This window comes from Sphingopyxis sp. EU05-FHT14B03, assembly GCF_058790875.1.
Window position 1 is genome coordinate 1,451,676 of record NZ_JBYTDC010000001.1, and the last position, 25,381, is coordinate 1,477,056.

The following is a 25,381-nucleotide window of genomic DNA, read 5'->3' on the forward strand; positions in this document are numbered from 1 at the left end:
GCGATGACATCGGGCGCCGCGCATAGCTCGATCAGCCGGGCGATCCGCGACCCCGAATTGATGGAGGCCGCGCTCGCGCTGTTCGAGGGGCGGCTGCACGACGCCGAACCGGTGCTCAAGGCGCATCTGAAGCGCGATCCGTTCGACGTCGCGGCGATCCGCATGCTCGCCGAGCTGGCGGCGCGGATCGAACGTTATCGCGATGCCGAGGCGCTGCTGCGCCGTGCGCTCGACCTCGCGCCCGAATTTCTCGCCGCGCGCTCGAACCTCGCCACCGTCCTCCATCGCCAGGGCCGTTCGGGCGAGGCGGTCGAAGAGCTGGACAAGCTGCAAAGGATCGATCCCGACAATCTGACCAACGCCAACCTGAAGGCGGCGGCGCTGGGCCGCGTCGGCGAGTTCGACGAGGCGCTCGAGCTGTACGAACAGGTGCTCAAGGGCTTCGGGAAGCAGCCGAAGATCTGGATGTCCTATGGGCATATGCTCAAGACGGTGGGGCGGCAGGCCGACGCGATTACCGCCTATCGCAAGGCGCTCGCCCTGTCGCCGACGCTCGGCGAGGTGTGGTGGAGCCTCGCTAATCTCAAGACGCTGAAGTTCGACGAGAACGACATCGCGGCGATGCGCGACGCGCTCGACACCGACGCCATCGCCGCCGAGGACCGCTTCCATCTCCATTTCGCGCTGGGCAAGGCGCAGGAGGACCGGGGACAGGCGGCCGAGGCCTTCGATCATTACGCGACTGGCAACGCCCTGCGCAAAAGACTGCTGCCCTATGACGCCGACCAGACGCGCGCCGCGGTCGATCATGCCGTGTCGCTGTATACCCCCGAATTTTTCGAAGCGCAGCGCGGCCATGGCGCCGCCGCGCCCGACCCGATCTTCATCGTCGGCATGCCGCGCGCGGGATCGACGCTGATCGAGCAGATATTGTCGAGCCATTCGATGGTCGAGGGCACGATGGAATTGCCAGACATCCCCAAGCTTTACGCCAAGGCGCGGGGTATGGGGGGCATCGCCAAGCTGTCGGCGGCGGACGCACGCGAACTGGGCGAGCAATATCTGCACGACACGCTGGTCCAGCGAAAGAGCGACAAGCCCTTCTATATCGACAAGCTACCGAACAACTGGCTGCATACCGGCTTCATCCGGCTGATCCTTCCTCATGCGAAAATCATCGACGCACGGCGCCACCCGATGGATTGCTGTTTCTCCAATTATAAGCAGCATTTTGCCCGCGGGCAGGCATTCAGTTACGACCTCGCCGACATGGGGCGCTATTATGCTGACTATGTCGAGTTGATGGACCATTTCGACCGGGCCATGCCGGGGCGAATCCACCGCGTATTCCACGAAAGGCTGATCGACGACCTCGAGGGCGAAGTGCGCGCGTTGCTGGACTATCTCGGCGTGCCGTTCGAACGGGCGTGCCTCGACTTCCACACCAACGAGCGCGCGGTGCGGACCGCGAGTTCGGAACAGGTGCGACGGCCGATCAATCGCGACGGCGTCGGCCAGTGGCGCGCCATGGAAGAATGGCTGGAACCGCTCGTCGAGGCGCTGGGCCCGGCGCTGACGCAATATCCCGCCACCGCCTGACACGATTGTTGCAATTTTGTCATAGTGCCGACGAAACGGTGGTCGGCACTCCCCGTTTGGCGGCGGCGTGATTGACGACGCCGTGAAACTGTTCAAGCTTCCCTTTCCGCCGCAGCAACGGCGATCGCACATATTAGGGGGGTCTCTTATGCGGGTCCAATTTTCGCGCCGCGCGCTGCTTCTGGCTTCGCTGTCGGGCGCGGTGCTTTCCTCGACGCCTGCGCTGGCGCAGGAAGCCGACACCAAGGGCTATGACGACGAAATCATTGTCACCGCGCAGAAGCGCGAAGAAAATCTCCAGAATGTCCCGATCAGCATCCAGGCACTGGGCACCCGCAAGCTCGACCAGCTGAACGTTGGCAATTTCGAGGATTTCTCGAAACTGCTGCCAAGCGTGTCCTTCCAGTCGAGCCAGCCCGGCGTGACGACCGTCTATATGCGCGGCGTCGCCAGCGGCGGCGACGGCAACCATTCGGGTTCACTGCCCAGCGTCGGCGTCTATCTCGACGAACAGCCGGTGACGACGATCGGCGGCACGCTCGACGTCCATGTCTATGACATCGCGCGCATCGAATCGCTCGCGGGACCGCAGGGCACATTGTACGGCGCCTCGTCGCAGGCCGGGACGATCCGCATCATCACCAACAAACCCGACACCAGCGGCTTCGAAGGCCGCGTCGACGGCGAGCTCAACAGCGTCAAGAGCGGTGGCATGGGCGGCAAGATCGAGGGCATGATCAACGCCCCGATCAGCGAGATGGCGGCGGTGCGCCTGGTCGGCTGGTATCAGCGCGACGCGGGCTATATCGACAATGTGCCCGGCACGCGGACCTTCTGCGGCACGCCCACCCGCGACGGGAACGGCGATATCGATGGCTGTATCCGCGATGGCATCTCGGTCAACAACGCCGGGTTCGTGAAGAAGAATTTCAACGATGCCGAAATCTATGGCGGTCGCGCCGCACTGAAGGTCGACCTCGACGACAACTGGACGGTGACACCGACCCTGCTGTACCAGAAGCAGACGAGCAGCGGCACCTTTGCACAGGACCCGCGTGTCGGCGACCTGCAGGTCCAGCGCTTTTACCCCGACGAACGTAGCGACAAATTCATCCAGGCGGCGCTGACAATCGAGGGCAAGCTGGGCAATTTCGACATCACCTATGCCGGGGCCTATCTCGACCGCAAAGCGTATCAGATCAACGACTACACCGACTATGCCGAGGCCTATGACGCACTCTACGAACCGGTCGGCGGTCTTGCCAATTATTTCTATTTTTCGGACAATGCCGGCAACACCATCGACCCGCGCCAGTTCATCATCGGGACCGACCATTTCCGCAAGATGAGCCAGGAACTGCGCGTCTCGTCGCCGCAGGACGAACGCTTCCGCGTTGTCGCCGGGCTGTTCTACCAGCGCCAGAGCAACCAGATCCACCAAGACTATAAGGTTCCCGGCCTTGCCGACGCCTTGTCGGTCAACGGCCTGCCCGGCACGCTATGGCTGACCGAGCAGAAGCGCGTCGACAAGGATTATGCGGCATTCGGCGAAGCGAGCTTCGATATCACCCCAACGCTGACACTGACCGGCGGCGGCCGCTATTATAAATATGATAACAGCCTGATCGGCTTCTTCGGATTTGGCCGCAACCCGAACGGCCCTCCGTTCAACGGCGCGGGCAGTTCACGTACCGGCGTCGCGGGCTGTTACACGACGACGGGCGCGATCCTGCGCGACAATCCGGGCGGCACCTTATTGCCCGCAGCGGTACCGGGTGGTCCCTGCACCAACCTCGCCGATTTCGTCGGCGGCGAACTGGTACCGAAACGTACCAAGGACACGGGGTTCACGCACCGCGTGAACCTGACCTGGAAGCCCAGCGAGGATGTGATGACCTATGCGACCTGGTCGCGCGGTTTCCGTCCCGGCGGCATCAACCGGCGCGGCACGATTCCACCCTATGCCGCCGACTTCCTCACCAATTATGAGCTGGGGATCAAGACGACATTGGCGGACGGCATGGTCCGGCTCAACGCGGCGGTGTATATGCAGGACTGGAAGCGCTTCCAGTTCTCGTTCCTGGGAGAGAACAGCTTTACCGAGATTCACAATGGTCCGAACGCGCGGATCAAGGGGATCGAGGCCGATATCAACATCCGACCGACTCAGGGCCTCACCATCACGGCGGCGGCATCCTATACCGACGCCAAGACGCGCAACAATCTGTGCACATTCGACGATCCGACCTATGTCTGTGCCACCGACGATCCGACCGATCCGGACAAGTTCATCGCCGCGAAGAAAGGCACGCGCCTGCCCGTGACGCCGAAGTTCAACGGCAATGCGACGGTGCGATACCAGTTCCCGGTCGGACCGGGGGAGATGCATTTCCAGTCGGTGATCGCGCATCGCGGATCCGCGACGCCTGACATCCGCGTCGACACCGCGACCGCGCTGGGCCGGGTCAAGGGGTCGACGACGGTCGATTTCGCCGCCGGCTTCGAATGGAGTTCGTACAGTTTCGAACTGTTCCTGCAGAATGCATTCGACGAGCGCGCGCAGCTGGCGCGTTATTCGAACTGCGGCCAGTGCGACGACCGTGTGCAGATTTTGGTGAACCAGCCCCGGACGATCGGGGCGCGGCTGGGCGCCAAGTTCTGATCGGGTGACGGTCACGCAAACCAACGACGAAAGGCCGGGCCAAAAGCTCGGCCTTTTGATGTGCGTCGCGCTCGGCATGGGAAACATGATCGGGTCGGGCGTCTTCCTGCTGCCGCGCGACCTCGCCCCGCTCGGCTGGAACGCGGTCATCGGCTGGGGCGTGTCGATCGCCGGGACCCTGTGCCTTGCGGTCGCTTTCGCGCGGCTGGCGAAGCGGCTCCCGACGGGCTGCGCGACCTACACCTATGCCGCCGCGGCCTTCGGCCCCGGGACCGGCTTCATCGTGGCCTGGAGCTACTGGATCAGTTGCTGGACCGTCGTCGCGACGCTCGCGGTCGCAGCGATCAGCAATTTGTCGATCCTTGTGCCGGCGCTCGCGGATGGCGGCGCGAGTACCGCGCTGATCGCGATCGGCTTCATCTGGTTCTTCACCCTCGTTAATTTGATGGGCGTGCGCCGTGCCGGCGGGGCGCAATTGCTCACTCTCGGCCTCAAGTTGATCCCTGTCGTCGGCGCGGTGCTGGTGGCGCTGTGGCTATGGGGGACCGGCGATGCGCCGACGCCGACCATGGCGGGCACCCAGCCGGTGAGTCTCGACAATATCGGCAGCGCCGCGACGCTGACCCTGTTCGCGCTGCTCGGCTTCGAAAGCGCCTGCGTCGTCGGCGACCGGGTGCGCGACCCAGAGCGGACGATCCCGCGCGCGACGATTATCGCCGCCGCAACGACCGGACTGCTTTATCTGCTGTCCTGCACGACAGTCACATTGCTGTTGCCGCTCGAAACGCTCGAAGCCTCGAACGCCGCCTATGCGACCTTCTTCGGCACGCTCGTCGGCCCTTCGGCAGGGCAGGCCGTCGCGCTGTTCGCCGCGATCGCTGCGCTCGGCGCGCTCAACGGCTTCGTCCTCTTGCAGGGCGAAATCCCGCGCGACCTGGCGCATCGCGGGCTGTTGCCGCCGATCTTCGCGCGCGATAACCGCTTCGCCGTGCCCTGGTTCACCCAGATCGTGTCGAGCGCGCTCGCCAGTTTCGTCGTCTATGCAAACTATGCCCGCGGGCTGGCCGAATTGTTCAAATTCATGGTGCTGGTGACGACCTCGACCGCGATCATCTTCTACATCGTCGGCGCGCTCGCTGCGCTGAAGCTCGAGCGCAGCGGCGCAATCAAGGCCTCGCCGGGGTTCGTCGCCCTGACGCTGCTCGGTTTTCTCTACAGCTGCTGGGCCTTTTATGGCGCCGGCTGGGAAGCCAGCCTGTGGAGCCTCGGGCTGACCGCCGCCGGGCTGCCGATATATCTCGCGATGCGTCGCGCCCGGCCCGCGGCTGCCTGAAACTTGCCTGCAAGCGGGAAATCGCTTATCGGCGAAATCCCGTTGGCCCGGATTCGGGCTTTTTTGGAGACGTGACGTGTCGGACCGCCGAACAAACCAGGGTTTGAAACCCTGCGGCATCCGCCCGCTGTCGTAGCGCGTTTTTCCTGACGCGGTGCGCCCGGGCGCTGCCGCAATTTCCAACCCGCCAACATCAACTCAGCCGTCGGGCGCCGTGCGTCCGCCGGCCGCAGGCAGGTATTTATGTTGCACGACAGCCATTGGGCTCGCGCGCTTGCGCGGGCCGTCGCCACGGATCATCCGGGCAAGACCAAGACCGGCCGGGTCCTGCTCGGCTGGGCCCGCGCGCGCGCCGCCGCGCTCGGGTTCGACGAAAAGACCATCGCGCGCGCCGCGCTGCTATGGGCTCACACCCCGGCCCCGGACGCACGCGAGGATGAAAGCCTGTTGCAGGCGAACCGGCTGGCCGACGCGCTCGACCTCGCCGCCGAAGAGCGTGCGCTGCTGCTGCTCGTCACCGCGATGGAACGCGGGCCGCTGACGCGCAGCCTCGTCAAGCTGGTCGAGGCCGAGGCGCTCGACATGGAGGCTTTGGTCGGAACGCTCACTGGGCTTGCCCCGCATGCCATTCGCACCGCCGAAGTGGTGCGGCTCGACCTCGTCGGTCGCTGGACGAGCAAGGAGGGCAAGGTCGAGTTCGGCCTGTGCTGGTCGTTCGAGCGGCTGCTCGACGCCAAGACAGGGCAGCATGACAGTCTGATCGACGGCCTGCTCGGTCGCCGCCAGACCGCGCGCCATGCGATGGCCGACTTTCCCGCGCAGCAGCGCGAAGCCGATCTGGCGCTTGCGCTGCTGCGCGGAGCGACGGCTGGCGGCGCGCGGGGGATCAACATTCTGATCCACGGCCCGCCGGGAACGTGGAAGACCGAGCTGGCGCGGACACTCGCGGCGTCGCTCGGCGAGCCGCTGCATGCGGTGGGCGAAGCCGACAGCGACGGCGACGAACCGAGTCGTTTCGACCGCGTCGCCGCGCTGCGTCTGGCGCTGCGGACGCTTGAGAAGCGCGGGCGTGCGCTGTTGCTGTTCGACGAAATGGAAGACCTGCTCGGCAATGCGCAAATCGAGCAGGATGGCCGCATCCGCAACCGGTCGGGGTCGAAGCTGTTCGTCAACCGGCTGCTCGAGGAGAATGTCGTCCCGGTCATCTGGACATCGAACTGCATCGCCGATGTCGATCCGGCGATCCTGCGCCGGTTCAGCCTGTCGATCCGCATGGACTTTCCGAGCATCGCGCACAGCCCGAGCATGCTCGACCGGGTCAGCAGCGAGGAAAAGGTCGCGGTCGATCCGGCGCTCGTCGCGCTCGCCGCGCGTGCGCCCGAAACCGCATCGCTGTTCCGCGTCGCGGCCCGCGCGGCCGCGCTGGCGGGCGACGCCGACAGCGCGAGCCGCTTCGCAGGCTCCATTCTGGGCGCAATGCGCGGCGAGACGATCGAACCGCGCACGCCGCGTGATTTCGACGAGATGCTGCTCGCCGCCGACACCGACCTTCCGGCGCTGTTCGCCAGCCTGGCGTGCGAGGGCGGCCCCGCCGATTTCTCGCTGCTGCTCACCGGGCCTCCCGGAACGGGGAAGACCGAGGCGGTGCAGGCGCTGGCGCGGCGGCTGGGGCGGCCGTTGCATATCAAGCGCGCGTCGGACCTGATGTCCAAATGGGTCGGCGAGACCGAGAAAGCGATCGCGGGGGCCTTCGCCGAGGCCCGGCGGCAGGGGGCGATGCTCTTCTTCGATGAGGTCGATTCGCTGCTCGCCGACCGGCAGGGGGCGGCGCACAGCTGGGAGGTGAGTCGGGTCAACGAACTGCTGACCTGGATGGAGGATCATTCGCTGCCCTTCGCCGCGGCAACGAACCATGCGGCGAAGCTCGACCCCGCGTCAGCACGCCGCTTTGTGTTCAAGGTCGAAATGCGCGCGCTCGACGAGGTGCGGGCGCGGCGGGCGTTCGCACACTTCTTCGCGCGCGGAGCGCCGGCGACGCTCGACCGGCTCGGCGGGTTGACGCTCGGAGACTTCGCCGTCGTCGCGCGGCAGATGCGTTTTACCGGCGCGATCGACGATGCAGCGCTGGTCGATCGGCTGCGGCGCGAGCGCGCCGCGCGCCCCGCGATACCGCAGCCGATGGGGTTCGGATCAGACGCGCCACTTCGGCGCGAAGAAACCCCGGTCGCGTAGCACCACTTCGGCGGCATTATGCCCCGGCGCGCCGGTGACGCCGCCGCCGGGGTGGGCGCCCGCGCCGCACATGTAGAGATTCCTGACCGGGCCGCGATAGCCGCCGTTGCCGAGCACCGGGCGCGCGGCCCACAGCTGGTCGAGCGTCATATTGCCGTGCATGATGTCGCCGCCGATCAGCCCGAATTTGCGCTCGAGGCCCTTGGGGCTGAGGCGCGTCTGGCCAACGATGCTGGCGCGGAAGCCCGGCGCATGTGCCTCGACGGTATCGATGATCGCGTTGGCGGCAGCGCCTTCCTCATCGTCCCAGTCGCGACCATCGGGCAGCTCGGGCGCGAACTGCTGACAAAAGAGGCTGGCGACATGCTGACCGGGAGGCGCGAGACTGTCGTCGACGGTCGAGGGAATCAGCATTTCGACGATCGGCTTCTTCGACCAGCCGAACTGTTTCGCGTCGAGGAAGGCGCGGTCCATATAGTCGAGTGTCGGCGCGAGGATGATCCCCGACTGGTGATGTTCGCCGGGTTCGGGCAGGCAGGTGAACTTGGGGAGTTCCGACAGCGCGACATTCATGCGGAAGGTGCCGCTGCCCGCCTTGAAACCGCGGATACGGCGCTGGAAATCGCCCGGCAGGTCGGACGCGTCCATCAGGCGTTCGTAGAGCAGTTTCGGCCCGACATTGGCGATGACGCGCGCGGCGGCGATTTCCTCGCCGCCGGCGAGCTTCACCCCGACCGCCTTGTCGCCGTCGACCAGCACCTTCTCGACCGGGCTTTCGAGGCTGATCTCGACGCCAAGGTCGCGGCAGACCTTCGCCATGATCTCGGTGATCTTGCCCATGCCGCCGACGCTGTGGCCCCAGGCGCCCTTCTTGCCGTTCACTTCGCCGAAGACGTGGTGGAGCAGGACATAGGCGCTGCCCGGCGTGTCGGGGCTGGCGTAATTGCCGACGACCGCGTCGAAGCCGAAGGCGGCCTTGACCGCTTCGCTCTCGAACCAGCTGTCGAGCATCGTGCGCGCCGACTTGGTGAAGAGGTCGAGCACGTCGCGCTGCTGTTCGAGGCTGAGCCCCGCGAAGCGGCGCCCCTGCCGCGCGCCGTCGATCAGGGTGCGGAAGCCTTCGCCGACATTGGGCGGCACGCGCAGCGCGAGGTCGCGGAGCAGTTCGGCGACATTTTCGAGCGCGTCATAATATTGCGGTAGCACCTCGGCGTCGTGGTTCGAGAATTTGCGGAATTCGGCCTGGGTGCGCTCGAGTCCGCCGCCGAGCTTGAGGTAACCGCCATCCTCCTGCGGCAGGAAATTGCTGATCGGCCGCTCGATGACGCGGTAGCCATGATCGGCGAGCTTCATGTCGGCGATCACCTTGGGCTGGAGCAGACTGACCGTGTAGCTTGCGACCGAATTCCTAAAGCCCGGCGCGAATTCCTCGGTCACCGCGGCGCCGCCGACAACGCCGCGCGCCTCGACGATGCGGACCTTGAGCCCCGCCTTCGCGAGATAGAAGGCGCAAACGAGGCCGTTGTGGCCGGCGCCGATAATCAGGGCGTCATAGGCTTTGGTCATGGGAAGTCTTTCGCAAGCGGGGATTGGACATGCTGGCGGCCGAAGCCGAGGCCGAGGACACGGCCGGGGATGCGGCGCAGCAGCGGGATTTTATCGAGCAGGCGCACCGCAAGAGGCACGCTGGTAATTTCGCCGCGCAGCATCGGTTCGATGACGCGCTGATGCGCGAAACGCTGGATCGCCTGCATGCGCGTGGTGGGTGTCCAGCGGCGGTCCTGGACCTTGGCGAGCAGCGGATCGGGGTCGGCGCCTGCGGCGAGCGGGGCGGCGAGGATATTGGCCGCTGCGACGGCGTCCTGCACCGCAAGGTTGATGCCGACCCCGCCGACGGGCGACATCGCGTGGGCCGCGTCACCGATCGCGAGCAGGCCGGGGCGCGACCAGCGCGTGAGCCGGTCGAGCGCGACCGAGAGCAATTTCACATCGTCGAAGCTCTGGATCGCGTCGATCCCGGCGGCGAGGCCGGGGGCGATGGCAACGATTTCGTTACGGAAGGCCGCGATGCCGCGCGCCTCGAACGGCGTGAAGCCGCCCTTTTCGATGACCCGCGCGCATTGCCAATAATCGCCGCGCGGGATCGCGACGACCATGCCGCGCGTGTCGATCGAGCCGAGCGCGACCTCGGACATATCCATGCCCGCGGGCACGGGCACGCGGAACCACAGCACGTCTATCGGCGCGCCGAGATCCTCCAGCGGCAGTTCGGCCGCATCGCGCAGTACCGAACGGCGTCCGTCGGCGGCGATGACGAGCCGCGCGGGCAGCGTCTCGCCGCTCGCGAGCGTCACGCCGCTGACGCGGTTCGCGGCATCGTAAGAGAGTCCGCTCGCCTCGGTCGACATGCGCAGGTCGAAGGTCGGATATTTGCGCCCGTGTCTCGCGATGAAATCGAGCAGGTCCCATTGTGGCATCATCGCGACGAAGCGCGCCGCGACGGGCAAATGCTTCATCGTCGCGATCGTGTAGCGCTGCCCAAGCAGGTTGAGCGTCATCGTGTCGATCACCGCGTGCGGTTCCTTGAGCAGTTCCTCCAGCAGGCCGATCTCGTGGAACAGTTCGAGGGTCGAGGGATGCACGGTGTCGCCGCGGAAATCGCGGAGGAAATCGGCGTGCTTCTCAAGGACGGTCACCAGGACCCCGGCGCGCGCGAGGAGCAACCCCGCGACCATGCCGGCGGGGCCGCCGCCGACGATCACCACGGGCGCGTCGACGCTCAACGGCGGCTCCAGCCTGCAGCGGGCGGCTGTTCGAGTCGCGCCTCGGGGATGATATCGCGCATCCGCGCGCAGAAATGCTTGAGGCAGACTTCCTTGTCGCTGAGCGGACCCATGGTGAAGCTCTTCGACTGCATGCCCATCTGCACCCGCGTGATCAGCTCGGTATCCTCGGCATTGACCTGGCGATTGATGCGCCAGTTGAGGTAACGCGCGGCCTTCATTTCGCGGCGGTCGTCAGGCAGAACGTAGCTGATTTCGCGGATCAGGCAGGTCGTCGGGCCGGTCGGCAGCCATTGCATGAAATCGACCTGGTCGGGATAGATGTCGAACGCGACATTGGGCCAGAGCTTGAAATAGAGCCAGTGGCGCTGGCTCGCTTGTGGCAGATGCGGGACCGGCGGCAGCAGGCGCTGGTACATGCGTTCGGACCAGTTGGCCGACGGGCGGTCGATCAGGTCGCCCCACATGCGGTCGACATTATCCTCGGCCTCGACGCCATAGCTTTTGCCGAACAGGCGGGTGAGGCCGGGGTGCGCGACGGGGATGTGGAGACCGTCCGAATAATTGTCGCCGACATTCTTCCAGTTCACATCACGCGGGCGCAGCGTGACGCGGCCGAGCGCGCCGAGTTCCTCGAAGCGATAGGGTGCGACCTGTGCCTCATAGGGCGCCATCATCGATGCAACCGAGGGACCGCCATCGTCGGTCAGGCGGACGAACCAGAAGCCGCGCCATTGTTCGAGGCCGACGGGGACGAGCCCCGCCTTGCTCCGGTCGAGTGTCGGGTAGCTCGCGCTGTCGGGTACGCCGGTCAGCCGACCGTCGAGGTCGTAGGTCCAGGCGTGGTAGGGGCAGACGAGTTTTTTGGCGCAGCCCACCGCGCCATCGACGAGGCGCGAGCCGCGGTGGCGGCAGACGTTGGTGAAGGCGCGCACAACGCGGTCGGCCCCGCGCACGACGATGACGCTTTCGCCGCAATAGTCGATACTGTGCCAGTCGCCAACGTTTGGAATGTCGCTGTCGTGGCAGACGACCTGCCAGCTCGGGCGGAAGATGCGGTCAATTTCGGCGGCGTGGAAGTCGGGGTCGCTGTATGTCCAGGCGGGGAGCGACCAGCCGTCGAGGGGATCGATGTTGGTGAAAGTGTCGCGCAGCGTTGCCATGAGTCGATCCTTGTTGTACATATGTATAACAATATGCAGCCCGCTCGCCAAGCCTTTACGCGCGAAAGCGCCGATGCCCGCCGGACGGGCCTGATCGAGGCGACGGCGGCGGTGCTGGCCGAGCAGGGGCTGGCGGGAACGAACGTCCGGGCGATCTGCGCGAAAGCGGGGGTGTCACCCGGGCTTTTGCGGCATTATTTCGCAGGAATCGACGATCTGGTTGCCGCCACCTACCGCGCGACGAGCGACCGGATGGACGCGATTTTTGCCGCTGCCGTCGAAGGCGCGGGACCCGATCCGCGGGCGCGGCTGAACGCCTATCTGACCGCGAGTTTCCGCCCGCCGGTGACCGATCCCGAACTGCTGGGGGCGTGGACGGCGTTCTGGGCGCTGGCCCGCAGCGACGCACGGATGGTGAAGATCCACGCGGAAAGTTACGCCGGTTATCGCGCACGGCTGGGCGACTTGCTGATCGCGTGCGGCGTGACGCCGGCCGAGGCCGCAAAACTGGCGGTTTTGCTGACCGCGATGGTCGACGGGCTATGGCTCGAACTGTCGCTCGACGCCGAAAGCTTCGGCGCCGAGGCGGCAGTGGCGATGGTCGAGCGCGCGGTCGCGGCGCTCGTCTGACTCTTATTTCGACAGGTCGCGCAGCAGGCTGTCCCAGTGCGCGAGCGCGGGGGCGATCGCGTCGACGGGGACGCGTTCGTTGAGGCCGTGGGCGTAGCTGTCGCTGGCTTTCGAGAAGAGGCCCGCGACGCCGTAGCTCGGCACGCCCTGAATGCGGAAATGATAGGAGTCGGTCGCCCCCGCGCTCATCGAGGGGATGATCGGCAGGCCCGGCGCGCGCGCATGCACCGCCTTGGTCACCGCCACCACGACGTCGGGGCGCAGCGGCGAGGCGTCGCTGGCGCTGGCGTCGGGATCGGTGTTCACCTTGACCCCGGGGTCGGCGATCACCTTTTCCAGCTCGGCGCGCACCGTTTCGACCGGCACGCCGGGGAAGATGCGACAGTTGATGTTCGCGGTGGCGCGCTGCGGCAGCGCATTTTCGGCATGACCGCCCTTGACCAACGTCGGTACGCAGGTGGTGCCGATCTGACCGACATATTCGGGGTCAGCGCGGATCGCGGCGATGGCATTGGAGTCGGCGGGGTTCGCCGCAAAGGCCTTGAGCGCCGCGCCAATGTCGCCGCCGACCTGATCGGCGACGATCGGCATGCCGACCTTGGTCAGCTCATTCTGCTGCGGCGTGAAACGGTAGGCGCCGACCTTCGCCAGCGCGTTCGAGAGCTGGACGATGGCGTTGGTGGCCGAGGGGCGCGAGCTGTGACCGCCGGGGTTGGTGACCTCCAGCACGAAATCGGCATAGGTTTTTTCGCCCGCCTGTAGCCCGTAATATTTGGGCTTGCCGTCCTCGCCGATCAGCCCGCCGCCGCCATCGCCGTTGAGCGCAAATTCGGCGCCCTTGTACTTGGCGGCGAGCGCGCGGGTGGTGAGCATCGAGGTTTCCTCGTCGCCCGAGAGCAGCAGGATGATCGAGCGCTTGGGCTTGAAACCGTCCTTCTTGAGCTGCGCCATCGTCGCGACCATCATCGAGACGTCGAACTTATTGTCCTCCGACCCGCGGCCGAAGATATAGCCCTGCTCCTCGACCGGCACGAAGGGATCGCGCGTCCAGTCCTTCGCGTCGGCCTCGACCACGTCCATATGGCCGAGCAGCACGATCGGCTTGCCCTTGCCCGTGCCCTGGAGCGTCGCGGCGAAGGTCGCGGTTTCGCCGATCGGCGTGATTTCGATATCGGCGTCGGTGTAACCCGCGGCCTTGAGAACGCCGGCGTAATAGGCGGCGAGTTCTGGCACCTTGCCGCGGCCCTCGACGGTCGGGATCGCGATGCTGTCGATCAGGATTTTCTTCGCCGTGTCGGTGTCGGCGGGTTTGGCGTGGGCGGGCGCGGCGGCGATCAGGGCGGCGGCGAGGGCGAGCGGGGCGGTAAGGTTGCGCATGGCAACGGGTTATGGCGGGTGCGGCGGGTTCGCAAGCGATATGGTGACGGAAAGCAATCCGTCATCCCGGGCTTGACCCGGGACCCGCCTTTTTTGCCTTCAAGACAAGGCAGGCCCCGGGTCAAGCCCGGGGTGACGATAGGAAATCAAGCCGCGATCTTCTTCGCCTTCGGCGCCGGGGTCTTCGGCTTGAACCGGCACAAATCATCGACCGGGCAGCGCCAGCATTCGGGGGTGCGCGCCTTGCAGATGTAGCGGCCGTGGAGGATCAGCCAGTGGTGGGCGCCGACGCGGAAGGGCTGCGGCGTGTCCTTCTCCAGCTTTTTTTCGACCGCGAGCACGGTTTTTCCCGGCGCCAGGCCAGTGCGGTTGCCGACGCGAAAGATATGCGTGTCGACCGCGAAGGTTTCCGCGCCGAACGCGCAGTTCATCACGACATTGGCGGTCTTGCGCCCGACGCCGGGCAGTTCGACGAGCGTGTCGCGGTCGGCGGGCACCTCGCCGCCGAAGTCGCGGACGAGGATTTCGCTGAGTGCGATGACATTCTTCGCCTTGGCGTTGAACAGCCCGATCGTCTTGATGTGCTGCTTCAGCCCCTCTTCGCCGAGATCGACCATCTGCCGCGGGGTCTTCACCTCCTGAAACAGCAGGCGCGTCGCCTTGTTCACCCCGACGTCGGTCGCCTGCGCCGACAGCACCACCGCGACGAGCAACTGATAGGTGTTGCCGAACTGAAGCTCGGTCTCGGGACTGGGGTTCAGTTCGGCGAGGCGGCGGTAGAATTCGAAGATATCGGCCTTTTTCATTCGGCCTTCGGCGGATGCGCCGCCTTCCACTCCATCGCGGCGCGGACGCGGCGTTCGACCGAGGGGTGCGAATAGAAGAGGAACTCCTCGACCGCGTTCGGGCGCGGGTTGCGATATTCGGCGGTCTTGACCAACGCGCTGGCCATCGCGTCGGGCAGGTTGACCGTCTGCACCGAGTACAGATCGGCCTCAGTCTCACCCTTGCGAACCACCCAATTCTGCACCGGCTGCGCGAGCAGGCCAAAGAGCGAGACGATGAACATGAGCACCGGGAAACCGCGCGCGTCGCCGATGGTCGCATCGCTGCCGAAGAGGCGCGCGAAGCGAGGGAAGAGGCGGTCGGCGAGGAAAAAGAGCAGGATCGCGAGCAGCGAAAAGACGGCGATCATCCACCAGATCTGGCCGAGAACATAATGGCCGATTTCGTGCCCCGTCACCGCCCGAACCTCGTCGAGCGAGGCGCCTTTCAGCGCGACGTCCGAAATGGCGATGCGCGCCGAATGGCCGAGGCCCGAGACATTGGCGGTGAAATTGTTCGACTGGCGCGAGCCGTCGAAAACGAAGATGCGGTCGGGTTCAATGCCCGCTTCCTTTGCCTGCACTTCGAGCGCGTCGCGGACTGCGCCGGCAGTAAGCGGCTTGTAATCGTTGAACAGGGGTTCGACGACGATCGGCGAGACGAGCAGGATGGCGAGGATCGCGGTCGCGGCGAGGCCGCCCGACCAGATCCACCAGCGCTTTCCGGCGCGGCGGATCAGCGCATAGATGCCGAGGAAGAAGAGCGCGCCGAACAGCGTACCGATGACGAGCGAGATCGCCGACTGCGCAAGATAGTCGCCGAGCGGCTGGCTGGTGCGGCCATAGGCGCTTTCGCGGAAAAAATTGGTGTAAAGGTCCCACGGCAGGGTGAGCAGCGCCGAGAGCAGCAGGAAGGCGGCGCATATCAGGAAAGTGCGGACGGCCCAGCCGCGCCGTTCGAGTTTCGCCGAAACGCGGTCGAGGATGCGGAACCGCACGAAGAGGAAGGTGACGACAGCGGCGACGACGAGGTTCCACAGGAGCAGCCATTCGCTGCCGACGGTATAGGCCGCCGCCTTGGCGAGCGCGGCGGGGCCGAGGCCGTCGATATAGGCGGCGGTAGCGATAGCGGGATCGAAGCTCATGGCGTCACTCCAGGATCGAAAGGTCAGCGCAGCCAGCGGCTGAGCACGGGAAAGGCGGGCAGTCCTTCGGCGAGCGCGGTGCGCAGGTCGGCGGTCATGCCGTACAGGCCGAGCATCGGCGCGCCGATATAGCGGCCGGTGGCGTAGCTGGTGATCAGCGCCGCGCTGTCGCCGCGATAGCCGCCGTCGTGGAACAGCTGGCGCAGCGGCAGCTCGCACGGCAGGGACGCGGCATAGGACCAGGCGATCGCGACCATCTCGTCGGTCGGATCGGCGACGAGCGGGCCGAGCGTCGCGCGGTCTTCGGGCGCAACGGCGGCGATATGCCCCGCCTCGTGGAGCAGGTCGCCCGGCCAGACGGGGGTGTCGGGGTCGATCAGCAAACGGCCCTCGACGATCGCGAGGCCTTCGAGCAATTGTTCCTTCTGGTCGCCGATCCAGTCGACCTCGATCCCCACCTCTTCGAGGAAGGGCAGGATACGCGCCGCCGCCGCCTCGCCGCCGCCTTCCTCGCGCCATGTGCAGGCCGATGCGGTTACCTTGTCCATGTCGGTCATCCTAATGGCAGTCCCAGGAGAAAGCGACGCGCGAGAAATCACGCGCGGCAAGATCGGCGTGGCGGATCAGGAACACCGCCTCGCCGACGTCGCCCCAGCCGATATGCGCGTCCGAAGTGAGGCGGAGCAGCGTGCGGTCATAATCTTCATAATGGCCGGCCTCGCGAAAATCGGACTGAGTGAAGGAAGGGTAGCCGCCGACGTGGTGGACGATCGGTTCGCGGCGATCGGGGCCGAAATACCAGTCCTCGACCGTCTTGATATTGGGACGGTTCCACAGTCCGTCGAGCAGGCCGCGCGTGCTGTAGTCCCCGATCGGCGGTTCGTGCCGCGCCGCCGATGCGACCAGCATGACACCGCGCGCTCGGGTCCGATCATGGAGAGGCCCCATCGGCTCGGGCGGGGGCGGTGCATCGACGAGCCGGCCCGCAGGCAGGCCCGCTGGATGCCAGACCAGCCGGATCGCCGAATTGGCGGGCTCGTCGAAATCGGCGCCCATGATGTCCTCACAGGGGAGGAAGAATTGCAGCACGCCGCGGCTCGGAAAACCGTCGAGCGGCGGCAGGTCGACGAAGTCGATCTGTGCGACGAAATCCATCGGCCGGGCTGCGGCGTCGAGCGGCCAGTCGGCTCCGTCGGCGACCCATGCGGGGCCGCCAAGGCGGCAACCGTCGGGGCGGATGGGCTGGTCGGGATCGGGCTTGAGTTCGGCGGCCGGCAGCGCGTGCGCGGGGAACCACGCCCTGATCGCGGCGATCTCCGCATCGGTGATCGGCGGTCCCGGCGGATTGCGCCGCTCGTCTTCGGCCTTCCTTGCCCCGAGGTCCTTGCGCCAGGTCTTCAGGTTCGCGCGCTCGGCCAGCCAGCGGCGGGCCGGGCCGACAAGGACCAGGGCGACGACGATCGCGGCGCAGAGAAGGCCGAACAGTTCGGCGGTCACGAAAGCCCCAGCACCTGCGGCATCGTATAGCGTCCAGCCTTTTGGTGGATCAGCCAGAGCGCGGCGCGCACAGCGCCGCGCGCAAAGATCATGCGGTTTTCGGCGCGGTGCGACAGGGTGATCATTTCCTCGTTCCCCGCGAAGATGACATCATGATCGCCCGCGACGGTGCCGCCGCGGACGCTGGCGAAACCGATCTTGCCATGGCCGCGCGCGCCGGTGAGGCCGTCGCGGCCGCGTTCGGAGCAGGTGGCGAGGTCGATGTTGCGCCCGTCGGCGGCGGCCTGGCCGAGCAGCAGCGCGGTGCCGCTGGGGGCGTCGACCTTCATCCTGTGGTGCATTTCGACGACCTCGATGTCCCAGTCGGGGCCAAGGCGCGCCGCGGCCTCCTGCACCAGATGCGCGAGCAGGGTGACGCCGAGCGAGGTGTTGCCGGTCTGGAGCACCGCAATGTCCTGTGCCGCGTCGTCGATCAGATAATGATGCCGCTCCTCAAGCCCGGTGGTGCCGATGACGATCGGGGTCTTTGCAGCAACGCAGGCGTCGAGCGTGGCTTCGAGCGCGGCGGGCGAGGAGAAATCGACGAGCACGTCGGCGTCCCCGGCAAGCTTCGCGATATCGCCGCCCTTGTCGATGCCGCAATGCCGCGCCCCGGCCTCCGCCGCGGCGGCCGCGAGCACGAGGCCCATGCGGCCCTGGCTGCCGACGATGCCGATGCTGGTCATAATGCGTCCCCTGATATGCAGCCTCCCTTTAACCGCTGGCGTCGAGCGAAGTCGAGACACGTTGGCGCCGCGCCTAGCCTGTCTCGACTTCCACCCTTGGTGGAAGTTTATCCTGAGCGCCTGCTAAAGGCAGGCGAAGGGCTCGACACGAACGGATAAGAGGGACGCATGAAAGAGATTCAAAACATCGTCATCCTGACCGGCGCGGGCGTGTCGGCCGAGAGCGGCATCGACACGTTTCGCGACGGCGGCGGATTGTGGGAACAGCACCGCGTCGAGGATGTCGCGACCCCCGAAGCCTTTGTCCGCGACCCCGACCTCGTCCACCGTTTCTATGACGCGCGGCGCGAAGCGATCCAGACGAAGGTGCCGAACGCGGCGCATGACGCGCTGGCGCGGCTCGATGCGGCCTGGCCGGGCGAATTGCTGATCGTGACGCAGAATGTTGACGACTTGCACGAGCGCGCGGGGGCGAAAAGGCTGATCCATATGCACGGCGAACATCTGAACGCCTGGTGCACCGGATGCGACACGCGCAGCTGCTGGACCGGCCCGCTGATCGAGCGGCCGGCCTGTCCCGCGTGCGGTGTCGCGGGGCTGTTGCGTCCCGACGTCGTGTGGTTCGGCGAGATGCCCTATCATATGGACGCGATCTATCACGCGCTGAACCGCGCCGACCTGTTCGTGTCGATCGGCACCTCGGGGGCGGTCTATCCGGCGGCGGGCTTCGTGCGCGAAGCGCGGGCAGGCGGGGCGCGGACGCTGGAGCTCAACATGGAGCCGAGCCAGGGGTCGCACTGGTTCGGCGACGCGCGGCACGGACCGGCGAGTGTGCTGGTGCCGGCTTGGGTGGAGGAAATGCTGGGCGCCTAGCGCCGCGCCGCGAAGAAATCCCGGAGCAGGGCCGCCGCTTCGCCCGCCCCGATGCCATCGTAGATTTCGGGGCGGTGGTGGATCGTCGGCTGGCTGAACACGCGCGGGCCGTGGACGACGGCGCCGCCCTTGGGATCGTCGGCGCCATAATAGAGGCGCGCGATGCGGGCGTGGGCGATCGCGCCGGCGCACATCGCGCAGGGTTCGAGCGTGACATAGAGATCGCAGCCGTCGAGGCGGTCGTTGCCGAGTCTGGCGGCGGCGGCGCGAATCGCGACGATTTCGGCGTGGGCGGTCGGGTCGTGCGATTCGCGGGGGCGGTTGTGGCCTTCGGCGATGATGGCGCCGTCCTTGACGATCACCGCGCCGACCGGCACTTCGCCCGCTTCGGCCGCCGCTTTCGCAAGGTTGAGCGCGGCGCGCATCGGTTCGGGCAGGGGAAATCGCGGCATCGCTTTTCCCGCTAGTCCCTTGACGAATCTGCGGCAAGCCGATAAGCGCGCGCCTTTCCCGGCTCACTCCGGTCCTGCAGTCCCCGATTTATCGGGAAGCGCCCGGACGCCGAACCGAAATTTTTTGTACGAGGACAGATATCATGTCGCGCATCTGCGAACTGACCGGCAAGGGTCGTATGGTCGGCAACAATGTCAGCCACGCCAACAACAAGACCAAGCGCACCTTCCTGCCCAACCTGCAGAATGTGACCTTGCTGTCGGACGCCCTCGGCAAGGGTTTCAAGCTGCGCGTGTCGACGCACGGCCTGCGCACCGTCGAGCATAATGGCGGCCTCGACAACTGGCTGATCAAGGCCGGCGACGACCAGCTGTCGGCTTCGGCGCGCAAGCTGAAGAAGGACGTGGTGAAGAAGCTGGCCGAAAAGGCCGCTTAAGCTTCCCAAGCTTTCGAATCGCATGGAGGCCGCCGGTTTACCGCGCGGCCTTTTTGCTGTCCGGCAGGTCGACGAGTTCGAATTTCAGCAGCAGGCTGCGCTGCCAGCTGTTGAAATTGTCGTCGGCGACGAGCCAGACGAAGGTGCGGCCGTCCTCGACCGCCACCGCGGTGCCCTCGTAATTTTCGCGCAAGGGTTCGGGCACCTGCCCGATCGCCAGCGACCTCACCACCCGGCCCTTGCCGATGTCGGCGGGATCGACGATCGCCAGCGTGGTCGTGAACAGAGGGTTGAGTCCGAGCTTGCGGTGGACGAGCAGGATGCGCCCGTCGGGCAGCGGCGCGGCGTCGCTGACCTGGCCCTTGCCCTCGGCGTCATAGTAGAAAAGCAGCGGCGGCTTGCCCGGCACCGCGGGGTCGTCGGTGTAGACGAGCGCTTCGGTCCCGAAATCGTTGCGGTCCTCGCCCTCCGAAAAGAGGATGGTGCGGCCGTCCTTGAGCCGCACCATCGCCTCGGGCCCGCGATTCGCCGGCCAGCAGTAGAGCGCGGGCGAGCGGCGGCGCGATTCGACGCGGGTCAGCCCGGCGTCGATGCGCCAGACCTGGTTGATCCCCTCGAGCGCGATCCACAGCTTGCCGGTGACAGGGTCGCGTACCATCGCCTCGGCATCGGTGAACGCCTTGCGCTGCGGACTGCGCGGCGGGGTCGGCAGCGCGGCGATCGTCACGTCGGACACCGCGCCGTCGGCACCGAGCGTCAGCCGCGTCGCCTGCCCATTGTCGCCGATCAGCAGGAAGCGCCTGTCGCCGCGCAGCGCCAGCGCCGAAAAGCCACCGAACATGCTGTTCGAACTGGTCAGCCGCCAGCCCTCGACAAAACGCAAGGTGCCGCCGGTCGCGGCGGGATAGAGGAGCGGCCGGACGCTCGCCGCCTGGCTCCGGTCGATCACCGGATAGCGAAAGCCGGTCCATGGCACCGGCCCGAGCGTCAGGAAGATCAGGGCAGCGGGGAGGAGGCGGCGCATCGCCCGGGGCCTAGAGCGATCGGCGGACAAAGGAAAGCGCGGCAAAGCGTCGCCGAAGATGAACCGCGGGCAACGCAGCCTGAACGCCAGCCAACAATGATGTTCAGGCTAAGCTCAATGCGAATCACCTAGAACCTCTTTCATCGACCACCGCCCCAAAGGGCCGAAGACGAAAGAAGGAGACAGAAAATGAAAAAGATGGTGACCCTCTCGATCGCCGCCCTGATGTCCACCGCGACGCTGGGCCTGGCAGCCACTCCCGCCGCGGCGCAGAACGGTTATTACAACCGCGACGGCTATTCGAGCTATGACGCCCGCTATGGCCGCGACGACCGCCGCTATGACCGCCGCGACAATCGCAATTACGACCGCCGCGATTACCGCAACGACCGCCGTTACGACCAGCGCCGCTACAACAACCGCAACTATCGCCAGTGCGACAACGGCACCGGCGGCACGGTGATCGGCGCGATCGCCGGTGGCCTGGCCGGCCATGAAATCGCCGGCCGCGGTGACCGCACGCTCGGCGTCATCCTCGGCGGTGCCGTCGGCGCCATCGCCGGCCGCGCCATCGACAAGGGGAATGACGGCTGCCGTTAAGGGCTGACCCGACCTCCAATAATCTCTTCTACCCTGTTCCCCCGTCCGGTTTCGTACCGGGCGGGGTTTTCTTTTTTTGGGAGGGGTGGAGCGGTCAGGTGCGAACACAGGATCCTCCCTGTGGCGCAGCCATGGGGAGGTGGCAGCGCGAAGCGCTGACGGAGGGGCATTGGCGCGACGTTGCGGCCCCTCCACCATCCGCTACACGGATGGTCCCCCTCCCCATCGCTGCGCGACAGGGAGGATTTTGACCTCCAACGTTCCGCACCCCACCCCCCAAGCCGCCGGGGTTGCCATCGCGTGCCCCCGCGCCTAGTCTTGCCCCCAAGTGCACGTCCGGTCTTCGGGCGCGTGAGAAACAGGTAAGAATAGCCATGCGGCAAATGGCAGCGCCCCAGGGGCGGTCGCCGCGGCCCGGGGCGGCGGCGGCGCAGAACAGGGAAAGCCCGAATCGGCAGGCGCCGAACGGCAATCCCCGTCCGGTGCCCTTCACGCGGCCCAAAAGCTATGCCGCGATCGACCTTGGCACCAACAATTGCCGGCTGCTGATCGCGCGTCCGCAGGACGGCGAGCTTGTCGTCATCGACGCCTTTTCGCGCATCGTCCGGCTCGGCGAAGGATTGCACGGCAGCGGGCGGATCAGCGATGCCGCGATGGACCGCGCGGTCGCCGCGCTCGCCGTCTGTGCCGACAAATTGCGCCGCCGCCACGTCAGCCTGTCGCGCGCGGTCGCGACCGAGGCGTGCCGCCGCGCGAGCAACGGACAGGAACTGGCCGACCGGGTGAAGCGCGAAACCGGCATCGTGCTCGACATCATCGCCCCCGCCGAGGAGGCGCGGCTGGCGGTGCTCGGTTGCCACAATCTGATGGAACCCGGCGACGGCCCGGCGCTGATCTTCGACATCGGCGGCGGATCGACCGAGTTGATGCACGTCGAGGGCGACGGCCATGACGTCGCGATTCGCGACTGGGTCAGCGTGCCGTGGGGCGTCGTGTCGTTGACCGAACATGCGTCGGCCGAGGGTGCGACGATGGCCGACCGCCAGGCCGGCTATGCGCAGATGCGCCGAGTCACCCGCGACGCCTTTGCCGCCTTCGCCGCGCGCGCCGAACGCTATTCGGGCCAACCGCTGCGCCTGCTCGGCACCAGCGGCACGGTGACGACGCTCGCCAGCGTCTTCCTCGACCTGCCGCGCTACGACCGGCGTGCCGTCGACGGGCTGGTCGTGCCCTGTGATGCGATGCGCGACATCAGCCGCCGCCTGGCCGAGGCGAGCATCGCCGACCGCGCCGAAATCGGCTGCATCGGGCGCGAACGCGCCGATCTGGTCGTCGCGGGCTGCGCGATCCTGGAGAGCATCATCGACCTGTGGCCCGCCGCGCGCGTCGGGGTCGCCGACCGCGGCATCCGCGAAGGCATATTGCGCACGCTGGCAATGCAGGGCCGCGACGTGCCGGTCACCCGCCGCGAGTATCGCAAATGAGTCAGGGCAAGGGCGGCGGCGCTAAGGGTGGACGGGGCGGACTCCATGTCCGCGTCAAGACCGCGAAGAAGCGCAGCACATCGTCGACGCGCTGGCTGTCGCGGCAATTGAACGACCCCTATGTGCGCCGCGCACAGGCCGAAGGCTATCGCTCGCGCGCCGCGTACAAGCTGATCGAACTCGACGAGAAATTCAGCTTCGTCAAAAAAGCGCGCGCCGTCGTCGACCTGGGGATCGCGCCGGGCGGCTGGTCACAGGTGGTGCGCAAGACCAACCCGCGCGCGAAGATCGCCGGCATCGACCTGCTCGAATGCGAACCGATCGAAGGGGTCGAGATCCTGCAGATGGATTTCATGGACGATGCCGCACCCGACGCGCTGATCGAGGCGCTGGGTTCCGCCCCCGACCTGGTCCTGTCGGACATGGCGGCGAACACCGTCGGCCATCCGCAGACCGACCATCTGCGCACGATCGGGCTCGCCGAAACCGCCGCCGATTTCGCGGTCCGCACGCTGCAGCCCGGCGGCAGCTTTGTCACCAAGGTGTTCGCGGGCGGTGCCGATCATAGCCTGCTGACGCTGCTCAAGCAGAATTTCGCCACGGTGAAGCACGCCAAGCCGCCGTCGAGCCGCAAGGGGTCGCCCGAGATGTTCGTGGTGGCGCAGGGGTTCAAGGGCCGCAAGCAAGAGGGTTAGCGGACGGCAGCAGGCGACCGAAAGGGGCCGTACCCCGGCGAAGGCCGGGGCCCAGGGCGTGGGAGAGCAGGCGTTTGCTGGTTACGCTCTGGACCCCGGCCTTCGCCGGGGAACAGGAGTTACGGCCAAGGTCCGCTTTCCACCCAAAAGCCGTCATTCATTTCATCGCACCCTATGATCCATATCATTGCCGAGCGATTCCAACACCGATACACAGCCATGGTCGCAGCCATGCTATCGCTCGCCGCGTCTGCGCCACGATCAACCGGGGAATGACAATGCGCCGAATCGCTGGAAAATCCATCGCCTTGCTGACGATGTCGGCCTTTGTCCTCGCGAGTTGCGGTGGCGGGGGCGGTGGTGGAACCGCACCGCCGCCGGTGACGGTCACACCGACGCCGACCCCTACCCCGACGCCCACCGCGAGTTGCGGCCTGTCGGCGCGGCAGGATTTCGCCAAGGCGGTGATCGACGAATGGTATCTGTTCCCCAGCGACGTCGCGACCGGGGTCAACAAGGCGAGCCACAGCAGCGTCCAATCCTATATCGACGCGCTCGTCGCGCCGGCGCGCGCGGCGAACAAGGACCGTTTTTTCACCTACATCACCTCGATCGCCGAGGAGAATGCCTTTTTCTCGAGCGGCGCCAGCGCGGGTTTCGGCGTCCGGCTGACCTATAATCCGTCGACCCAGCGCGTCGTCATCGCCGAAGCCTATGAAAGCGCGCCGGCGTTCGCCGCGGGGATCGACCGCGGCGCCCAGATCACCGCAATCGGGACGAGCGCGGCGAACCTGCGCAGCATCGGCGACATCGTCGCCGCGAGCGGCACGGGCGGGATCACCGATGCCCTAGGCCCGAGCACCGTGGGCACCACGCGGGTGCTGCGAATCCTCGATGCGGGTGGCGGCAACCAGCGCGACGTCACCGTGACCAAGGCAGATTTCGAGATCGACCCGATTTCGGACCGCTATGGCGCCAAGATCATCAGCGAGGGCGGGAAGAATTACGGCTATATCAACCTGCGCACCTTCATCAGTTCGGCGAACCCGCAGTTGCGCGCGGCCTTTCTGAATTTCCGCAACCAGGGGGTGACCGACATCGTCATCGACTTCCGCTACAATGGCGGCGGGCTGGTGAGCACGGCCGAGTTGATGGGCGATCTGCTGGGGCGCAACCGCAATGCCAGCGAGCTGTTTTCGCGCACCGATTTCCGCCCGTCGAAAGCGGCCGAGAACGACCGGCATTTCTTCACCAGCCAGCCCGAATCGATCGCGCCGACACGGATCGCCTTCATCGGCACCGGGTCGACGGCGTCGGCGAGCGAACTGGTGATCAACGGCATGCTGCCCTATCTGGGTACCAGCATGACTCTCGTCGGCAGCAACACCTTTGGCAAGCCGGTCGGCCAGATCGCGCTCGACAAGGCCGAATGCGACGATCGGATGCGCGTCATCGCCTTCGCCACCGGCAATGCATCGGGGGCGAGCGACTATTTTACCGGTCTTGCGCCCAAGATCCCCAACAGCTGCGCGGCGGCGGACAATCTGTCGGTCCAGCTCGGCGATCCCAACGAAGCGTCGCTGCGGTCGGCGATCGATTTCCTGGCCGGGCGGAGTTGCGGAGCGCGGATCACAAGCGCCGACAGCCGGGTCGCATCGGCCGAGCGCATCGCGCCCGGACTGGCACCCGCGCCCGCGATGCTGGAAAGCGAAACGCCGAGCGCCGCCCAGCGCGAGATGCCCGGGCTGTTCTGACCGCGCACCGTGCCGGGCAAAGCCGAGCGCGCTTGCCCCGGTCCGCCGCGTCATGATAGCGTGTCGCCACAACCCAAAATCGTGAAGGGCGG

22 protein-coding genes are annotated in these 25,381 nt (G+C 66.4%); 11 read left to right on the forward strand and 11 right to left on the reverse strand.

Annotated features, from left to right (window positions below; genetic code table 11):
• Positions 1-3 precede the first annotated feature (3 nt).
• The 4 genes from AC3WS4_RS07030 to AC3WS4_RS07045 all read left to right on the forward strand — a co-directional run bounded on the left by AC3WS4_RS07030 (position 4) and on the right by AC3WS4_RS07045 (position 7,826).
• Positions 4-1,599, forward strand: coding sequence for a tetratricopeptide repeat-containing sulfotransferase family protein (locus AC3WS4_RS07030; RefSeq protein WP_492735459.1), 1,596 nt, complete (start codon positions 4-6; stop codon positions 1,597-1,599).
• A 148-nt stretch (positions 1,600-1,747) separates the two neighbouring features.
• Positions 1,748-4,261, forward strand: coding sequence for a TonB-dependent receptor (locus AC3WS4_RS07035; protein WP_492735457.1), 2,514 nt, complete (start codon positions 1,748-1,750; stop codon positions 4,259-4,261).
• Positions 4,262-4,319: 58 nt separating this feature from the next.
• Positions 4,320-5,594: an APC family permease gene (locus AC3WS4_RS07040; protein WP_492742729.1), complete on the forward strand. Its 1,275-nt coding sequence runs from the start codon at positions 4,320-4,322 to the stop codon at positions 5,592-5,594.
• Between the two features lie 243 nt (positions 5,595-5,837).
• Positions 5,838-7,826 carry an AAA family ATPase gene (locus AC3WS4_RS07045; RefSeq protein ID WP_492735453.1) on the forward strand — a complete coding sequence of 663 codons (1,989 nt, stop codon included), beginning with the start codon at positions 5,838-5,840 and terminating at the stop codon, positions 7,824-7,826.
• On the opposite strand, the gene AC3WS4_RS07050 is transcribed toward AC3WS4_RS07045, so the two are convergent.
• From AC3WS4_RS07050 to AC3WS4_RS07060, 3 genes are read right to left on the reverse strand one after another with little or no spacing between them, the layout of a single operon-like run.
• Positions 7,785-9,392 (reverse strand): phytoene desaturase family protein, encoded by a 1,608-nt coding sequence (locus AC3WS4_RS07050; protein ID WP_492735451.1) that lies wholly within the window; start codon positions 9,390-9,392, stop codon positions 7,785-7,787. The genes AC3WS4_RS07045 and AC3WS4_RS07050 overlap by 42 nt on opposite strands.
• The gene (locus AC3WS4_RS07055) at positions 9,389-10,609 is read right to left on the reverse strand and encodes an FAD-dependent oxidoreductase (RefSeq protein ID WP_492735449.1); all 1,221 of its coding nucleotides are present in this window, start codon (positions 10,607-10,609) and stop codon (positions 9,389-9,391) included. The genes AC3WS4_RS07050 and AC3WS4_RS07055 overlap by 4 nt, the downstream gene beginning before the upstream one ends.
• Positions 10,606-11,772, reverse strand: a complete 1,167-nt coding sequence (locus AC3WS4_RS07060) for an aromatic ring-hydroxylating oxygenase subunit alpha (RefSeq protein WP_492735447.1) — start codon at positions 11,770-11,772, stop codon at positions 10,606-10,608. The genes AC3WS4_RS07055 and AC3WS4_RS07060 overlap by 4 nt, the downstream gene beginning before the upstream one ends.
• A 33-nt stretch (positions 11,773-11,805) precedes the next feature.
• On the opposite strand from AC3WS4_RS07060, the gene AC3WS4_RS07065 reads away from it, so the two are divergent.
• Positions 11,806-12,402 (forward strand): TetR/AcrR family transcriptional regulator, encoded by a 597-nt coding sequence (locus tag AC3WS4_RS07065; protein ID WP_492735445.1) that lies wholly within the window; start codon positions 11,806-11,808, stop codon positions 12,400-12,402.
• Between the two features lie 3 nt (positions 12,403-12,405).
• Here AC3WS4_RS07065 and AC3WS4_RS07070 read toward each other — a convergent pair whose 3' ends face one another.
• The 6 genes from AC3WS4_RS07070 to dapB all read right to left on the reverse strand — a co-directional run bounded on the left by AC3WS4_RS07070 (position 12,406) and on the right by dapB (position 17,970).
• Positions 12,406-13,779, reverse strand: a complete 1,374-nt coding sequence (locus tag AC3WS4_RS07070) for a M20/M25/M40 family metallo-hydrolase (RefSeq protein WP_492735443.1) — start codon at positions 13,777-13,779, stop codon at positions 12,406-12,408.
• A gap of 146 nt (positions 13,780-13,925) precedes the next feature.
• Complete coding sequence (nth, locus tag AC3WS4_RS07075; RefSeq protein ID WP_492735441.1) at positions 13,926-14,585, reverse strand: endonuclease III; 660 nt, start codon at positions 14,583-14,585, stop codon at positions 13,926-13,928.
• Positions 14,582-15,748 (reverse strand): M48 family metalloprotease, encoded by a 1,167-nt coding sequence (locus AC3WS4_RS07080; protein ID WP_187140038.1) that lies wholly within the window; start codon positions 15,746-15,748, stop codon positions 14,582-14,584. The genes nth and AC3WS4_RS07080 overlap by 4 nt, the downstream gene beginning before the upstream one ends.
• 23 nt (positions 15,749-15,771) lie before the next feature.
• A complete protein-coding gene (locus AC3WS4_RS07085) occupies positions 15,772-16,296 on the reverse strand; it encodes a hypothetical protein (RefSeq protein WP_156377596.1) in 525 nt (174 codons plus the stop codon).
• 10 nt (positions 16,297-16,306) lie between these two features.
• Positions 16,307-17,245: a YwqG family protein gene (locus tag AC3WS4_RS07090; protein ID WP_492735439.1), complete on the reverse strand. Its 939-nt coding sequence runs from the start codon at positions 17,243-17,245 to the stop codon at positions 16,307-16,309.
• Positions 17,242-17,970 (reverse strand): 4-hydroxy-tetrahydrodipicolinate reductase, encoded by a 729-nt coding sequence (gene dapB / locus AC3WS4_RS07095; RefSeq protein WP_056344900.1) that lies wholly within the window; start codon positions 17,968-17,970, stop codon positions 17,242-17,244. The genes AC3WS4_RS07090 and dapB overlap by 4 nt, the downstream gene beginning before the upstream one ends.
• Before the next feature lie 168 nt (positions 17,971-18,138).
• On the opposite strand from dapB, the gene AC3WS4_RS07100 reads away from it, so the two are divergent.
• The gene (locus AC3WS4_RS07100; protein WP_492735437.1) at positions 18,139-18,843 is read left to right on the forward strand and encodes an NAD-dependent deacylase; all 705 of its coding nucleotides are present in this window, start codon (positions 18,139-18,141) and stop codon (positions 18,841-18,843) included.
• Here AC3WS4_RS07100 and tadA read toward each other — a convergent pair.
• Positions 18,840-19,295, reverse strand: coding sequence for a tRNA adenosine(34) deaminase TadA (gene tadA / locus AC3WS4_RS07105; RefSeq protein ID WP_492735435.1), 456 nt, complete (start codon positions 19,293-19,295; stop codon positions 18,840-18,842). The two genes, AC3WS4_RS07100 and tadA, sit on opposite strands and share 4 nt — an antisense overlap.
• Positions 19,296-19,438: 143 nt before the next feature.
• Here tadA and rpmB point away from each other — a divergent pair, with 143 nt between their 5' ends.
• Complete coding sequence (gene rpmB / locus AC3WS4_RS07110) at positions 19,439-19,732, forward strand: 50S ribosomal protein L28 (protein WP_056344908.1); 294 nt, start codon at positions 19,439-19,441, stop codon at positions 19,730-19,732.
• Between the two features lie 37 nt (positions 19,733-19,769).
• On the opposite strand, the gene AC3WS4_RS07115 is transcribed toward rpmB, so the two are convergent.
• A complete protein-coding gene (locus AC3WS4_RS07115) occupies positions 19,770-20,756 on the reverse strand; it encodes an esterase-like activity of phytase family protein (protein WP_492735433.1) in 987 nt (328 codons plus the stop codon).
• Between the two features lie 189 nt (positions 20,757-20,945).
• On the opposite strand from AC3WS4_RS07115, the gene AC3WS4_RS07120 reads away from it, so the two are divergent.
• From AC3WS4_RS07120 to AC3WS4_RS07135, 4 genes are all read left to right on the forward strand, one after another.
• Positions 20,946-21,356, forward strand: coding sequence for a glycine zipper 2TM domain-containing protein (locus AC3WS4_RS07120; RefSeq protein ID WP_056344913.1), 411 nt, complete (start codon positions 20,946-20,948; stop codon positions 21,354-21,356).
• Between the two features lie 374 nt (positions 21,357-21,730).
• Entirely contained in the window at positions 21,731-22,840 is a 1,110-nt protein-coding gene (locus AC3WS4_RS07125; protein WP_492735431.1) for a Ppx/GppA phosphatase family protein, read from the forward strand.
• A complete protein-coding gene (locus tag AC3WS4_RS07130; RefSeq protein ID WP_492735429.1) occupies positions 22,837-23,535 on the forward strand; it encodes an RlmE family RNA methyltransferase in 699 nt (232 codons plus the stop codon). Before AC3WS4_RS07125 ends, AC3WS4_RS07130 begins: the two co-directional genes overlap by 4 nt.
• A gap of 278 nt (positions 23,536-23,813) precedes the next feature.
• Complete coding sequence (locus tag AC3WS4_RS07135; RefSeq protein ID WP_492735427.1) at positions 23,814-25,289, forward strand: S41 family peptidase; 1,476 nt, start codon at positions 23,814-23,816, stop codon at positions 25,287-25,289.
• Positions 25,290-25,381: the final 92 nt, after the last annotated feature.